The organism is Photorhabdus thracensis (genome assembly GCF_001010285.1).
GTDB classification, from domain to species: domain Bacteria; phylum Pseudomonadota; class Gammaproteobacteria; order Enterobacterales; family Enterobacteriaceae; genus Photorhabdus; species Photorhabdus temperata.
The window spans coordinates 2,075,660-2,090,506 of the sequence record NZ_CP011104.1; the positions used below are offsets into that span (position 1 = coordinate 2,075,660).

Here is a 14,847-nt window from a genome sequence, read left to right on the forward strand (position 1 = left end):
TCACCAGACAGAAGAGGATGAGCTTATGGATTGGCAAGTGGTTTTAGCTTTGTTTGGTAGTTTCGCGGTATTACTGGCACTTGGTGTCCCGGTATCCTTTGCGATTAGTTTGTCATCATTACTGGCCATTATGATGACTCTTCCAATGGAGGTGGCAATTACCGTTGTCGCTCAACGTATGGCCGCGGGTGTTGATAACTTCTCTTTACTGGCTATCCCGTTTTTTATTCTGGCGGGAAATATTATGAATCAGGGTGGAATCGCTGCCCGGCTGATTAATCTGGCGAAAGTCATTGGTGGCCGTTTGCCTGGCTCTCTGGTTCACGTCAATATTATGGCGAATATATTTTTCGGGGCGATTTCAGGTTCAGCGGTGGCATCGGCTGCGGCAGTTGGCGGAACGATGGCGCCAATGCAGAAAAAAGAGGGTTATGAGCCGGAATATTCTGCCGCTGTCAACATTGCTTCCTGTCCTGCTGGTTTGTTGATCCCGCCCAGTAATACCTTGATTGTTTATTCACTGGTTTCTGGTGGTACATCCATTGCTGCCCTGTTTCTGGCAGGTTATATTCCCGGCATTCTGATGGGGGTATCCCTGATGATTGTGGCGGCAATTATTGCCAGGCGCCGTAATTATCCGGTATCGCCAAAGCCGACATGGAACGAGTTTTTTACTACCCTGGCCCGCGCCTTGCCTTCCCTGATGCTGGTTGTGGTCATTATGGGCGGTATCATTGCCGGTATTTTTACCGCGACAGAGGCTTCGGCGATTGCGGTGTTGTACAGCTTTGTGTTGGCAGTACTGATTTATCGTGAAGTCAGTATCACTAAACTGCCAAAAATCATTCTCGATTCTGCTGTGACCACCTCCATTGTTCTGCTGCTAATTGGTGCATCAATGGGAATGTCTTGGGCAATGGCGAATGCGGATCTGCCCTATTTGATCGCTGATGCATTGATGGCAGTTTCTGAAAATCCGCTGGTTATTTTGCTGGTTATTAATCTCATTTTGTTGCTGGTCGGCACTTTTATGGATATGACCCCGGCGATTCTGATTTTTACCCCGATTTTCCTGCCGGTGGCACAGAATATGGGGGTTGACCCGGTACACTTCGGTATCATTATGACGTTCAACCTGGCTATTGGTATCTGCACGCCGCCGGTAGGTAGTGCGCTGTTTGTTGGCTGCTCTATCGGTGAGGTCAGCATTAATAAGGTACTGAAACCGTTGGTGCCTATGTACTGTGCTTTGATTATTCAGATAATCTGCGTCGTTAAAGGAATTATTCCATGATCCGTAATATCGCCAACGGTGAAATCAGTCCTGTTGCTTCTTTTCCTGCTTATGATCGCCAGAAACTGGTTACTCGCATTGTTCATCTGGGATGTGGCGCTTTTCATCGGGCGCATCAGGCGGTTTTTACTCATCACATGCTGGAAAAAACCGGCAGTAACTGGGGGATTTGTGAAGTTAGTTTGTTCTCTGGTCGGACGCTTATTCAGCAACTTAAAGATCAAGATTGCTTGTGTACCATTGCGGAAAAAGGGGCAGAACAAACTGAGCTGAAAATTATCGGCTCGATGATCGATGCTTTACATCCTGGGTTGGTTGGTCAGCAAGGTATTCTGGAAACTATGGCACAGCCGCAGGTGGCGATTATCTCGCTGACAATTACCGAGAAAGGCTATTGTACCGATGCTGCCAGTGGCAAATTGGATGTGAATAATGCGTTGATTCAACAGGATTTAGTTAATCCAACAGCACCAAAATCGGCTATTGGATATCTTGTTGAAGCGCTTCGCTTACGCTATAAGCGTGGTTTATCGCCGTTGACGGTGATGTCCTGCGATAACGTCAGAGAGAATGGCAAAGTTACCCGTGAAGCGGTGATCGGTTTTGCCCGTTTACGAGATAAAAAACTGGCGCAGTGGATTGAGCGGAATGTGACGTTCCCATGCACTATGGTTGACCGCATTGTTCCGGCGGCTACGCCAGAATCGCTGGAGGAAATAGCTGAACAACTGGGTGTTTATGACCCATGCGCAATTGCCTGTGAACCTTTCCGCCAATGGGTGATTGAAGATAATTTTGTGAGTGGCCGCCCAAATTGGGATGTAGCAGGGGCACAATTTGTTAAAGATGTGCTGCCTTTTGAAACCATGAAATTGCGAATGCTCAACGGCAGCCACTCATTTTTGGCTTATCTGGGCTATTTGGGAGGATATGCGCATATTGCTGACGCAATGATGAACCCCGATTACAGGCAAGCCGTTTTGGATCTGATGCTGAAAGAGCAGGCTCCAACTCTGACGATGCCGGCAGGAACGGATCTTTTCCAATATGCACACCGCCTTATTGAGCGTTTCAGTAACTCCAGACTTAAGCACCAGACTTGGCAGATAGCAATGGATGGCAGCCAGAAATTACCCCAACGTATGCTTGATTCTGTCACTTATCATCTGGCGAATGGCAGCGATTATTGGCATCTGGCCTTGGGCATTGCTGGCTGGATGCGTTATATCAGCGGTAAAGATGAGCAAGGCGAATTGATTGATATACGTGATCCGTTGGTTGACCAATTTAAATCTATTTATCGGCAACATAGATTATCTGTTGATGTCGTTCCCGCATTGTTGGCTGTTTTTGGCAACCCATTGTCAGACAATCCGCATTTTGTGCGGGTAGTGAGTGACGCTTACCAACAATTATTAGACTACGGCGCACGTCGCGCTGTGGCGACATGCTGATCTGGGTGCAGGAAAAAGACATGAAAAATTTTATGTGTGAAGATTTTCTTCTGAACAATGAAACAGCCCGTCAGCTATATCATGAACACGCCGCTGCTATGCCGATTTATGACTATCATTGCCATCTTAACCCGCGTGAAATTGCCGAAAATCGCCGGTTTGATAACCTCGGTCAGATTTGGCTGGAAGGGGATCACTATAAATGGCGGGCAATGCGTTCCGTAGGGGTTGATGAATCACTGATTACCGGCAAACAAACCCGTGATTATGAAAAATATCAGGCGTGGGTGAAAACAGTGCCACTGACGTTGGGAAATCCGCTTTATCACTGGACTCATCTGGAATTACGCCGTCCGTTTGGTATCGCCGGGAAATTATTCGGGCCGGAAACTGCTGATGAAATCTGGCATCAATGCAATGAAAAGCTGGCGACACCGGAATTTTCAACTCGTGGCATTATGCGGCAAATGAATGTGCGTATGGTTGGAACGACGGATGATCCGGTGGATTCTCTGGAATATCACCGTCAAATCGCCGCAGATGACAATTTCGATATTGAAGTATTACCCAGTTGGCGTCCTGACCGCGTATTTAAAATCGAGTTGGCGGGTTTCACGGATTACATCAAACAGCTTGAGGCGGTGGCTAATGTGTCGATCTCTGCTTTTGCTGATGTGTTGCACGCGCTGGAGCGTTGTCTTGATCATTTTGCCGCGCATGGTTGTCGGGCTGCTGATCACGGCATAGAGAATCTGCGCTATACAGCGGTTCCTGATGAAGCTGTATTGGATAGAATCCTGCAAAAACGGCTGACAGGCGATATTCTCTCTGAACTCGAAATTGCGCAGTACACAACGGCGGTTTTGATATGGCTTGGCCGTCAATATGCGGCCCGTGGTTGGGTCATGCAGATGCATATTGGCGCTATCCGTAACAATAATACTCGCATGTTGCGTTTGCTTGGTGCGGATAGTGGCTTTGATTCCATTGGTGATAGCAATATCGCCTGGTCGTTATCCCGCTTGCTGGATAGTATGGATGTGACAGATGAATTGCCGAAAACAATTCTCTACTGCCTGAATCCACGGGATAATGAAGTGATTGCCACGATGGCAGGCAACTTTCAGGGGGGCGGTATTGCCGGTAAAGTGCAGTTTGGTTCGGGCTGGTGGTTCAATGATCAAAAAGATGGCATGTTGCGCCAGCTTGAACAACTTTCCCAACTTGGGTTGTTGAGTCAGTTTGTCGGCATGTTGACCGATTCCCGTAGCTTCCTTTCATATACACGACATGAATACTTTCGTCGGATTCTTTGTAACTTGCTGGGGCAATGGGCAGAAAATGGAGAAATTCCTAACAACAGAACAATGTTAGGGCAGATGGTTGAGAATATTTGCTTTAATAATGCCCGCCGTTATTTTGCCTTGCCGGGAGAAAACCAATGAAGCAAATTGCGTTCCTTGGTGAATGTATGATTGAGCTTAATGGTGCGCCTTTTGGCACTATGCATCAGACTTTTGGTGGTGATGCACTGAACAGTGCGGTTTACTTAGCACGGGCAAGTCAGCAAAAGATTGCTGTGAATTTTGTTACTGCGCTGGGAATGGACTCACTCAGCGAAGGCATGATCAAACATTGGCAAGATGAGGGCATCCATACGCATCTGGTGTTGCGTGATCCGGCTCATCAGCCAGGGTTGTATCTGATTCAGCTTGATGAGCAGGGAGAACGCACTTTTCTGTACTGGCGTAATGATTCCGCCGCTCGTTATATGGTTTGCCATCCTGATTTCTTTTCTGTTATTCAATCGTTGCAGCAGATGGATGTTATTTATCTCAGTGGCATCAGCCTGGCTATTTTGCCTGCTGATGATCGTGAAATATTACTGAATCTGTTAGCTGAACTGGCTGCACAAGGAAAAACAATAGTTTTTGACAGTAATTACCGTCCGGCATTATGGGAAAGTGTGGCAGAAACCCAAGCCTGTTATCAGAAATTGCTCTCTTTTACCTCATTGGCTCTGGTGACAGATGACGATGAAGGCAATTTGTGGGGTAATAAATCAGTGACAGAAATCATGACTCGCCTCAAACGGTCAGGGGTTAAAGAAGCTATTGTTAAAGTGGGTGCAGCCGGTTGCTATTATCAGAATTTGGTGCAGGGTATGCCGATTGAGCAGGTTCCAACCGATCCGGTTGGTAAAGTGGTCGATACCACGGCTGCGGGAGATGCTTTTAACGCCGGGTTTTTGGCCGGATATCTGACCGATTGCTCAGTACAACAAGCGATAAAAATGGGGCATGGTCTTGCGGGTATCGTTATTCAGCATAAAGGGGCGATTATTCCAATCAGCGCCACCAAAACGATAACGGACAGCTTCTTTTAAGGGCAGGAGAAAAAGCGATGAAACAAATGATTGAGCAGTTACGCCAGCTAAAAATTGTTCCTGTGATTGCGGTTGATCGTGCGGAAGATATTATTCCGCTGGGTAACGCGCTGGCTGACAATGGCTTGCCGGTAGCAGAAATTACTTTCCGTTCTGCGGCAGCAGCAGACGCGATTCGTCTGCTAAAAGAAGCTCGGCCGGATATGCTGATTGGCGCAGGAACTGTTCTGAATCGTGAGCAAGTGGTTGCTGCCAAGGAAGCAGGGGCGACTTTTATTGTTTCTCCGGGTTTTAATCCAAATACTGTCAAAGCTTGTCAGGAACTGAATATTTCCATTATTCCGGGTGTGAATAACCCAAGTGCTATTGAAGGGGCAATGGAATTGGGGCTGAAACTGCTGAAATTCTTCCCGGCAGAACCTTCCGGTGGTTTGCCGATGATTAAAGCGATACTGGCACCTTATACCGAACTCCAGATTATGCCTACCGGAGGTATCGGGCTGAAGAATGTCCGTGATTATCTTGCGGTGCCGCGTGTTGTGGCGTGTGGCGGCTCATGGATGGTAAGTAAAGCGTTGGTGGATAGTCAGAATTGGCAGGAAATTGGTCGTCTGACCCGTGAGGCAGTGGATTGGGTTAATGTTTAGTCACTAGGCGGGTGGCTAAACTTCCAACGATCTGCACTTCGGTTTTTTTCTCAGCTATTTGGTAAGCTTGGTGGATTAGAAACAGAATAGACGGGCAGTAAGGAAATAATTCGATGGGCGTAACCCTACAGGAAATACTCGATCTCCAAACATTGGTTGAAACCAGCGAAGTTGAATTCAAATTAGCCAATGGCAGAGACGGCAAAGGCGAATTACCCCGTGATTTTTGGCCAAGTTACAGTGCTATGGCGAATAGCGGTGGAGGTTGGGTTATTCTTGGTGTGAAAGAAAAAAAAGGTAAATTCACGCCAGTTGGTGTTGAAAACGTAGAGAAAATAAAATCCGATTTATTTAATACCGTTAATAATCCATCCATGGTCAGTATTAATTTGCTAACTGATAGCTGTGTTCAGTCTGTAAAATTACAGGGAAAAAATGTTGTTGCTGTTCGTATCCCAGCGGCACTACGTAAACAAAAACCTGTATTTATAAAAGGAGATCCTTTAAAAGGCACCTATCAGAGAAGAAATGAAAGTGATCAGCTTTGCGATGTTGAGACAGTGAAACGTTGGTTGGCAGAGCAGGTTGAAGACGAGCGAGATGCTCGTATTTTGACTGGCTTCGATATGTCTGACCTTAGTATGGATAGTCTAAAGACTTTTCGACAGCTACTTGCTAGTGCAAAACCTAACCATCCTTACTTGGAACATGAGCTTCCTGAATTTCTGCGTTTAATACGAGCATGGCGTAAAGATCGAGCAACTGGACAAGAAGGTTTAACACTTGCTGGCGTTCTGATGTTTGGCAACTGGGATGCCATTATGGAGGCTGCTCCACATTACTTTGTTGATTATCAGGAAAGGCCAGAAGCTAAGACTGAATTACGTTGGATTGATCGTATTTATCCAGATGGTACGTGGTCTGGGAATTTGTTTGATTTCTATCGTAGAGTCTACCGGAAATTAATCACTGATCTTAAAGTTCCTTTCGGGATCAAACATGGTCAGCGTCAAGATGACACACTAATCCATATTGCGTTACGTGAAGCATTGGTTAATACATTAGTGCATGCAGATTTTACCGGCAGGGTGTCCATATTGGTTGTGAAACGACCTGATATGTTTGGCTTTCGTAATCCCGGATTAATGAGAGTACCGATTGAATTTGCAATTAAAGGTGGAGATAGCGACTGCCGGAACAGGATCATGCATCAAATGTTTTTGCTAATTGGTTTAGGTGAACGGGCCGGATCAGGGTTACCTAAAATATATAGTGGATGGTCTTCTGCCGACTGGCGTCGACCCAATTTACATGAGCGCCAGATACCAGAGCAAACCTTGTTGGAGTTACCTACTGCTAGCTTGATCCCTGAAAATATTTTAATACAGTTGAGACTCAGGTTTGGAAGCGAATTTGAACAATTAGAAAATCTTGATCGAGTGATTTTAGCTACAGTTGCTGTAGAAGGGTGGATTAATCATCAACGGGCTTGTGAGCTAACAACTCTACACTCCCGGGAGGTTACTTTGTCTTTTCCTCGCCTTGAACGTAAAGGGCTTCTGGTTTCGTCTGGTGAAAAACGCAACAAATCCTACACATTACCGGGTATGCCGTTACCGAATCCAGAAGAGATTTTTTCCTCTGGAACAATAAATAGTGTTAACAATGGATTGGACTTATCTCAAAAGGAGACTAGTTTGCCTCATAAGGAGCCCAACTTGCCTCATAAGGAGCCCAACTTGCCTCATAAGGAGTCCAACTTGCCTCATAAGGAGCCCAACTTGCCTCATAAGGAGTCCAACTTGCCTCATGCGGCTTCAAGTATTCAAACCACCCGGGACGAGTTAGGGCGCCTCATTCCTACTTCGTTTAGCCTGCCATTTATTGATAACTTAGAGCACATGACATCAGATTTAAGAGAAAAATTACAAAAAATTGCAAAACCGGCCTATGAAAACCGACGATTAGAACCGGAACAAATGCAACTGATTATCACGGAACTTTGTTATTCTCACTATATCCGTATTGATGTGTTAAGTGCGCTACTCAATCGCTCCGCGAAAAATCTTAGGCAACGCCATATAAAGCCACTGCTTGATAAACAATACTTACTTATGGCATTTCCACAAACACCGAATCATCCTAATCAAGGGTACACTGCCAGAAGGTCATCATAGGGGTAACACTTTTTGCTGAATTAGGTGGGGATTCTGTAAGTTACAGTCCTGCCTAAATAATATGGATGGAAATTATGGCAGAAAAGTACGGGGGATATTTAATTTCCTGTATGTAGTAAAACAGGTTTATATATGCAATATTCTTTTATTTGCATCGGATGATAAGCATATACGTCATAAGAAAGAGATTTAAAACCTCCATGATTATTTGTACGTAATGACTCTATTAACCACTTAATTATCTTCTGAGTGATTAATAAAATAGATTGAACATTGATATTTTAATGCTTCTGTCAAAAAATAAATTTTTGTATTAATGACTTTCGATTGTTTAAATATGCTTTAATTTGAATGTCCTTTACTGATAATAGCCCAATCTGGTCTTGGTGTTATATAAGATAAAATAACCAGAATAATATATATACCCTTCATCTTTCAAGTTGCTGCTTTGTTGGCTGCGTTCACTTGCCGCCGCGCTGCAACTTGAAATCTATTGGGTATAAACAGCAAGCCAATGAGATTGTGAATGATGTATAAAGGAATACGGTCCTATTTACTCGCAGAATAATTATGTTGCACTTACTATGCGAAACTGTGACATCTATTATCTTTTTCTATTGACATGTTCATGATATTAATGAAAATATCTATGTAGCAATGATAATTCTATTGGTGGTTAAGGGGTTCTATTATGGATTATTTGTCATATAAAAAACAGGCTGATCATGTTATAGAAAAAAATATAGATAATGTAATAAGAAAATCTGCGCCAATTGTATATTCAACCATGGAGGATATTTATTTAGGTTTAGTTAGATTAAGAAACTCTCAAGCTTTTTTGTATAAAGATATTTATGGTAAGCAGATATCTCATGAAGACCAGAGAATGATTGACGCAGCTATTAAGACAATTTTTAAAAAAAGGTGATATCATTTATGATATTGTGTCTACAATCATAAATACAATGTATGATTTGATTCCTGAGAGAACACAAAGAATTATATCTGATAAATTTAATCTAATAGTAGCAACATATGGAGTTCAAACAGCAACAAAGATTAGCATTGCTACCACAATAACAAGTTTAATATCAATTAAGATAAATGCTATTCCATCTGTAAAAGCAAAAATATCAACATTTTCAAACATATCAATAAACTCCTTGGCTATTTATGGGATTTTTGAAAAAGCAGCTAGATCAGCACGAAAATTAGAAATAGAATCGCCTGTGACATATTTAGCCTTAAGAAAAAAAGGATTAGAAATGCTTTATTTCTTAGTTGAACCATACATGGCGAAATTAATAAATATTTATAGAAAAAACATCATGACCTTAGAAGATGAAAAATTGCTTTTAGATGAAATAGAAAGATTAATTTACCTTTAACTTAAAATGAGATAATTGGTGATAAAAAATGGATTTAATTAAATCTTTTGTAATAGATCTTGTTGGGATTTTCATAACGTTTGCTATTTGTTTAGCATGGTTCATAATTACTCCAGAAGGATTTGGTATGATTGGATGGATAATTATTCTTATAGCGTCATATTTCATAACAATAAAAGTAAAGAAAAAACTGTTGAAGTTAGAATAACTTCAACAATAAGATAGAGTACTGGTTGATAAAGTGTTAATAAACTCTATCATCCCATATGCTGTAGCCTGAAGTTCCAGCTATGTGATGTTTCCATGTTATACTTTTATATGCTAGAGAAATAGTTTCAAATGGTATTGCATTTGAACTGTCTATACTGTGAGGATAATTGGCACATATATCAACAATAGAGGCATCTCTTAACTCGACGGTATAGAATTTTTCCATAACACCAAAAGAATTAATTCTGTAAAAATCAAAAAAAGCATTTAAAATTTCATTATTAGAAATAGCTATGCCAAGTAGAGGAGATGATTTATCTATTATTTTTATGAAATCTACTGGGTGATGATCAGAATTTTGTTCTCTCGTTAAACTATGAAAAAAAGATAAAATTTGAATTTCATCCTCATGTCCAATTTGATACCTATTTCCTATAGAGTCAGATGTTGAACACCCTGATGATATTCACCCTTGTTTACGACCAGTTAGTTTTAAGTAAATAGAAAAACTCATATGAGCATCCTCTGTCCCATAACAGTTGGTGGAAATGTCTATGTTATTGTTTATATAAGAATCTTAGAATATTTGTGAATAGTTGCTCCAGGGAAAGCATGAGATAGTATTTTACACTGAGTATATATAATATTTGGTCAATTTATGTGTTAATCAGGAATTGGAAAGACTGATGTAATGTTAGAGAGAGAAATCGGATACAAATTCAACGTAATAAAAACTGCGAGAATGTTAAAAACATTCTCGCAGTAATAGCGTTTTCTAAACTGTAAAGAGCAGTGATTTCTTTTGACATCCTCCCCTTCCTAAAGAGGGTGTCGCAAAAAGCATGGTGAAGAAAAATCAAATCTCGGTGTGTAGCTTCGCGTTCTCTGCTAACCATACTGCAATGCGCTGTTTCTGCTCTTCATTCAGCCACATACCCAATTTGGTACGGCGCCAGATCGCATCATCCAGTTCAACAACCCACTCATTGTTAACCAGATAACGAAGTTCAGCTTCATACAGACCTTGGCCGAAGGATTTACCGAGATCCGCCAGATTGTTAGCACCTTGTAGAATCAGTCCACTGTTGCTGCCGTAAGTACGCGCATAGCGCACGGCAACGCCTTCCGGCAGCCAGTTGTGGCGTTTACGCAGTAAGCGGGCGTAACCGTCACGGTCGCAGCCTTCCAGATTACCGCCCGGTAATTGACCATTTTTGCTCCAGGCTGCTCCGGCATTTGGATAGTATTGAATCATTTTCTCCATTGCGTGTTCTGCCAGCTTACGGTAAGTGGTCAATTTACCACCGAATATAGACAGCAATGGCGCTTTGCCCTGCTCATCATGAATATCGAGTGTGTAGTCACGGGTAATCGCCTGAGGTGAATCAGATTCGTCATCACACAGTGGACGTACACCGGAATAGGTCCAGACGATATCTTCACGGCTAATTTGCTTCTTAAAGTGATTGTTATAGACTTCCAATAGATAGTTTATCTCTTGATCGTCGATCTTCACCTCTTTTGGATCGCCGTTATATTCCACATCGGTTGTTCCGATAATGGAGAATTCATCCATCCAGGGAATCACAAATACAATACGATTATCTTCGTTTTGCAGAATATAAGCCTGCGGCTCATCATGCACTCTTGGCACCACAATATGGCTGCCTTTGATCAGGCGAATCCCATAAGGTGATTTCAGTTTCAGGCCATCGTCAAAGAATTCTTTAACCCAAGGACCGGTGGCGTTAACCAGACCTTTTGCACGCCAGGTATGGGTTTTACCTGTCCGCAGATCTTCGGCTTCAACCATCCAGCCATCTTGTTCACGCCATGCACGGGTAACTTTTGTTCGGGTACGGACTTCTCCACCGTGTTTTTTGACTTCCTGAGCGTTAAGGACAACTAAACGAGCGTCATCAACCCAGCAGTCAGAATATTCAAAGCCGCGGACTAATTCTGGTTTCAGAACGGAATGAGCACCGAATTTTAGCCCTTTACTGCTCGGCAGGCTGACGCGTTTGCCTAAATTGTCATAAAGGAACAGACCAATGCGGATCATCCATGCCGGGCGCAGGTGCGGCTGGTGCGGCAGACGAAAACGCATAGGGAAAGCGATGTGTGGTGCGAGATTTAATAAAACTTCGCGTTCTGCCAGCGCTTCGCTGACCAGACGGAATTCATAATGTTCCAGATAGCGCAGGCCACCGTGGATCAGTTTTGAACTGGCGGATGAAGTGGCTTTGGCTAAGTCTTGCGCTTCCAGCAGCAGAACAGAGAGTCCCCGGCCAGCGGCATCTGCCGCAATACCGGCGCCGTTGATCCCGCCACCGATCACAATCAAGTCTTTAGTTTCCATGCATCCCCCTAAAATGTTCGAAACAGTTCTTTAATGTTCGTTTTCGCTCACGATTGTAATCAGAAATTTGCCAATAGCCAACTATATAACTAAGAAAAAATATATTCGCGTGATATAGGTAACAAATATTATCGTGTCAATATGATTTATATGGCATTAATTAGAAGGCTATTAAAAATAATATTGCGTGGAATAAGAAGAGGAGTCTGGGGATAGAGTTATCCCCAATGAGAGAAAAATGATTAGCAAAGTTCAAGCTGAACGTTATGTTGTTCAATCACTTTTTGGATGTCTGGCGGGGGAAGTTGGTCAGTAAATAAGTAGTCAATGAGATTCATGTTACCCAGATTGACCATAGCGTTGCGACCAAATTTAGAATGGTCAGTCACCAGCATGACGCAACGGGAATTTTCGATAATTGCGCGTTTAATGCGTACTTCATGGTAATCAAACTCCAGTAGTGAGCCATCCATATCGATACCACTGATGCCGAGAATGCCGTAATCGAGCCGAAACTGGGAGATAAAATCCAGTGTAGCTTCACCGATAATTCCCCCATCACGGGTACGAATCTCTCCACCCGCCAGGATTAAACGGAAGTCTTCCTTTGTCATTAATAGGGTGGCTACGTTGAGGTTGTTAGTGACAATCCGCAGATTTTTATGATTTAGCAGTGCGTGAGCGACGGCTTCCGGCGTCGTGCCGATATCAATAAACAGTGTTGCGCCGTCCGGGATATGGCTGGCAACACGTTGGGCAATACGGGCTTTTTCTTCTGACCACATGCTTTTGCGGTCATTATAAGCGGTATTGACTGAACTTGATGGCAATGCGGCACCGCCGTGATGTCGCTGTATTTTGTTTTTGTCTGCCAGGTCGTTCAAATCACGGCGGATAGTCTGGGGGCTGACATTAAAGTGTTCAACCAACTCTTCAGTACTGACATAGCCCTGAAGACGTACCAGCTCAACTATTGCATCATGCCGTTGAGTTTGCTTCACGATAGTCCCCTAATGTTCTTAAAAATGCCGGTTGTGAGTGTTATTTTTGAAGGTATGACGGTTATCCCACAGCGCCATCAGTAAGCCGATAATTAAACCGGAAAAATGGGCCGCGTTGGCAATAGCGAGTCCAAATGTGTCGAAGTAGCCAATAATCAGCCAGAGGATCGAAAAAGCCATCAAACCGTGGGGGACGCTAATGCCGCGCTCAGGTGCACGTTCACCGGTTAACCAGACATAACTAATTAAAGCGTAAACAACACCGGAGAGACCGCCAAAATGAGAACCACTGAATAATGATTGTCCCCAGCCACTGAAAACAGCAGAAACGATAGTGATAACAAACAGTTTTCCTGTACCAAGGCGCTTTTCTGTTTGTCCGCCAAGATACCACCACCACATCAGATTAAAGATGATATGCAATAGTGAAAAATGCAGTAAACCGTGAGTGACCCAACGCCATAGCTCCAGATGTTGACTGTTGTCAGGCCAGGCCAGCCAGGACATAACCTGATAATCCCCGGAGAATTGCATCCAGAGATAAACGGCGATATTCAGGATCAGAACTGTCATTGTCAGCGGGCCAGCCTGACGACTCAAATATTGCCAATTCAGGTTGTTATGGTATTTCAATGAGTGATTCACATCGCCGGATTGCCAGCTAGCCGCCTGGTAACGTTCGTTCAGCGGATCACGGGTAAATTGTTCAAGCTCTTGTTGAACGATGGTGAGTTTAGTGTCATCTTCCAGCCACAGTTCTACGTGCTGCCCATCGTGACCCGGACGCATGGTCAGATGTACTTGACGGGTTGCCATATAATCGATAAAAGCTTGCGCTAGGCGCGGGTTTGAAATAGCTATTACGCGGATCATGAGGTGTTGTTATGCCGGATTATGTAATAAGGAATCAACAGCTTGAGGATAATCTCTTTGCCAGGCTTCAAAGCCGCCATTAATGCTGTAAACCGCTTCAAAACCCATGTTCAGTAAATACTGAGCGGCACTCTGACTGCTGTGACCGTGGTAACACATGACCATGACAGGTTGCTCGAAATTGGTCTGCAACATAAATTCATTTAATGTGTCATTGGTTAAATGAAAGGCCCCGGATGCATGGCCGCTCCGGAAACTTTGTGGATCGCGGATATCCACCATAATGGCGGATTTATCTTGCCAATGTTGATAAGCCTGCTCAGGGCTGATTGTTTGAAAATGTTCCATATATATTCTGAATTGCTCTTAGAACTTAGAGATTATCCCATTAGATTATTATTGTAGTGACATTTTCCCGACGGTTATCCGAACGGGAAAGTCAGTTGTCAGTAATAAGAGTGTTCGCCACGTTGGTGTTCAGTCAAGTCTCTTACACCTTTTAATTCCGGGAACATGTTCAACAACTCTTTTTCAATCCCTTCTTTCAAGGTGACATCGACCATTGAACAACCATTGCAACCGCCGCCGAACTGGAGGATAGCAAAGCCCTCATCAGTGATTTCCATCAGGCTGACGCGGCCACCGTGGCCCGCTAATTGTGGGTTAATTTGTGATTGTAAGACATATTCCACCCGTTCGATCAGTGGAGAATCATCAGAAACTTTGCGCATTTTGGCGTTAGGGGCTTTTAGTGTTAGTTGAGAGCCTAACTGATCAGTGACAAAATCGATTTCTGCTTCTTCAAGGAATGGCGCACTCAGCTCGTCAACGTAAGCGGACAGTTTCTCAAATTTCAGCTCAGTATCTGTTGCTTCAACGGCGTCAGGCGGGCAGTAAGACACACCGCATTCTGCGGTAGGTGTACCCGGATTGATGACAAATACGCGGATTTGAGTACCAGGTTCTTGGTTTGCCAGTAATTTGGCAAAATGAGTTTGCGCTGCTTCAGTAATATTAATCATATCATTTGCTCAATAGTTGACTGCTTTAGTTGGTTA

Annotated in this window: 14 protein-coding genes; 8 read left to right on the top strand and 6 right to left on the bottom strand. The window is 43.4% G+C overall.

All coding sequences use genetic code 11. The features are described 5' to 3' along the window. Window positions 1–25: 25 nt before the first annotated feature. The 8 genes from VY86_RS08830 to VY86_RS24610 all read left to right on the top strand — a co-directional run bounded on the left by VY86_RS08830 (window position 26) and on the right by VY86_RS24610 (window position 9,346). A complete protein-coding gene (locus VY86_RS08830; RefSeq protein ID WP_046974687.1) occupies window positions 26–1,294 on the top strand; it encodes a TRAP transporter large permease in 1,269 nt (422 codons plus the stop codon). Beyond that, entirely contained in the window at window positions 1,291–2,748 is a 1,458-nt protein-coding gene (locus tag VY86_RS08835) for a fructuronate reductase (protein WP_046974688.1), read from the top strand. Before VY86_RS08830 ends, VY86_RS08835 begins: the two co-directional genes overlap by 4 nt. Before the next feature lie 20 nt (window positions 2,749–2,768). After that, a complete protein-coding gene (gene uxaC / locus VY86_RS08840; RefSeq protein WP_046976781.1) occupies window positions 2,769–4,193 on the top strand; it encodes a glucuronate isomerase in 1,425 nt (474 codons plus the stop codon). Next, on the top strand, window positions 4,190–5,134 hold the full coding sequence (locus VY86_RS08845; RefSeq protein WP_046974689.1) for a sugar kinase: 945 nt from the start codon (window positions 4,190–4,192) through the stop codon (window positions 5,132–5,134). The genes uxaC and VY86_RS08845 overlap by 4 nt, the downstream gene beginning before the upstream one ends. Window positions 5,135–5,151: 17 nt before the next feature. Further along, complete coding sequence (locus VY86_RS08850; protein WP_046974690.1) at window positions 5,152–5,781, top strand: bifunctional 4-hydroxy-2-oxoglutarate aldolase/2-dehydro-3-deoxy-phosphogluconate aldolase; 630 nt, start codon at window positions 5,152–5,154, stop codon at window positions 5,779–5,781. Window positions 5,782–5,894: 113 nt separating this feature from the next. After that, entirely contained in the window at window positions 5,895–7,958 is a 2,064-nt protein-coding gene (locus tag VY86_RS08855) for an RNA/DNA-binding domain-containing protein (RefSeq protein ID WP_046974691.1), read from the top strand. A gap of 691 nt (window positions 7,959–8,649) precedes the next feature. Further along, window positions 8,650–8,886 carry a hypothetical protein gene (locus VY86_RS08860; protein ID WP_046974692.1) on the top strand — a complete coding sequence of 79 codons (237 nt, stop codon included), beginning with the start codon at window positions 8,650–8,652 and terminating at the stop codon, window positions 8,884–8,886. Then, window positions 8,849–9,346, top strand: a complete 498-nt coding sequence (locus tag VY86_RS24610; RefSeq protein ID WP_158019927.1) for a hypothetical protein — start codon at window positions 8,849–8,851, stop codon at window positions 9,344–9,346. Before VY86_RS08860 ends, VY86_RS24610 begins: the two co-directional genes overlap by 38 nt. Window positions 9,347–9,590: 244 nt before the next feature. Here the strand turns inward: VY86_RS24610 and VY86_RS23240 are convergent, their stop codons facing one another. From VY86_RS23240 to nfuA, 6 genes are all read right to left on the bottom strand, one after another. Further along, entirely contained in the window at window positions 9,591–10,022 is a 432-nt protein-coding gene (locus VY86_RS23240; RefSeq protein WP_228939610.1) for an Hcp family type VI secretion system effector, read from the bottom strand. Between the two features lie 390 nt (window positions 10,023–10,412). Then, window positions 10,413–11,915, bottom strand: a complete 1,503-nt coding sequence (gene glpD, locus VY86_RS08870; RefSeq protein ID WP_046974694.1) for a glycerol-3-phosphate dehydrogenase — start codon at window positions 11,913–11,915, stop codon at window positions 10,413–10,415. Between the two features lie 242 nt (window positions 11,916–12,157). Continuing rightward, on the bottom strand, window positions 12,158–12,916 hold the full coding sequence (locus VY86_RS08875; RefSeq protein WP_046974695.1) for a DeoR/GlpR family transcriptional regulator: 759 nt from the start codon (window positions 12,914–12,916) through the stop codon (window positions 12,158–12,160). A gap of 18 nt (window positions 12,917–12,934) precedes the next feature. Next, the gene (glpG, locus tag VY86_RS08880; protein WP_046974696.1) at window positions 12,935–13,789 is read right to left on the bottom strand and encodes a rhomboid family intramembrane serine protease GlpG; all 855 of its coding nucleotides are present in this window, start codon (window positions 13,787–13,789) and stop codon (window positions 12,935–12,937) included. A gap of 9 nt (window positions 13,790–13,798) precedes the next feature. Next, a complete protein-coding gene (gene glpE, locus VY86_RS08885; RefSeq protein WP_046974697.1) occupies window positions 13,799–14,137 on the bottom strand; it encodes a thiosulfate sulfurtransferase GlpE in 339 nt (112 codons plus the stop codon). A 98-nt stretch (window positions 14,138–14,235) separates the two neighbouring features. Continuing rightward, on the bottom strand, window positions 14,236–14,811 hold the full coding sequence (gene nfuA / locus VY86_RS08890; RefSeq protein WP_046974698.1) for a Fe-S biogenesis protein NfuA: 576 nt from the start codon (window positions 14,809–14,811) through the stop codon (window positions 14,236–14,238). Window positions 14,812–14,847: the final 36 nt, after the last annotated feature.

What these genes read in the sequence shown, in the direction of transcription:
- VY86_RS08830 (WP_046974687.1), top strand. Translation starts at nt 26, where the DNA reads ATGGATTGGCAAGTGGTTTTAGCTTTGTTTGGTAGTTTCGCGGTATTA.
- nfuA (WP_046974698.1), bottom strand. Translation starts at nt 14,811, where the DNA reads ATGATTAATATTACTGAAGCAGCGCAAACTCATTTTGCCAAATTACTG.
- uxaC (WP_046976781.1), top strand. Translation starts at nt 2,769, where the DNA reads ATGAAAAATTTTATGTGTGAAGATTTTCTTCTGAACAATGAAACAGCC.
- VY86_RS08855 (WP_046974691.1), top strand. Translation starts at nt 5,895, where the DNA reads ATGGGCGTAACCCTACAGGAAATACTCGATCTCCAAACATTGGTTGAA.
- VY86_RS08845 (WP_046974689.1), top strand. Translation starts at nt 4,190, where the DNA reads ATGAAGCAAATTGCGTTCCTTGGTGAATGTATGATTGAGCTTAATGGT.
- glpD (WP_046974694.1), bottom strand. Translation starts at nt 11,915, where the DNA reads ATGGAAACTAAAGACTTGATTGTGATCGGTGGCGGGATCAACGGCGCC.
- VY86_RS08850 (WP_046974690.1), top strand. Translation starts at nt 5,152, where the DNA reads ATGAAACAAATGATTGAGCAGTTACGCCAGCTAAAAATTGTTCCTGTG.
- VY86_RS08860 (WP_046974692.1), top strand. Translation starts at nt 8,650, where the DNA reads ATGGATTATTTGTCATATAAAAAACAGGCTGATCATGTTATAGAAAAA.
- glpG (WP_046974696.1), bottom strand. Translation starts at nt 13,789, where the DNA reads ATGATCCGCGTAATAGCTATTTCAAACCCGCGCCTAGCGCAAGCTTTT.
- VY86_RS08835 (WP_046974688.1), top strand. Translation starts at nt 1,291, where the DNA reads ATGATCCGTAATATCGCCAACGGTGAAATCAGTCCTGTTGCTTCTTTT.
- glpE (WP_046974697.1), bottom strand. Translation starts at nt 14,137, where the DNA reads ATGGAACATTTTCAAACAATCAGCCCTGAGCAGGCTTATCAACATTGG.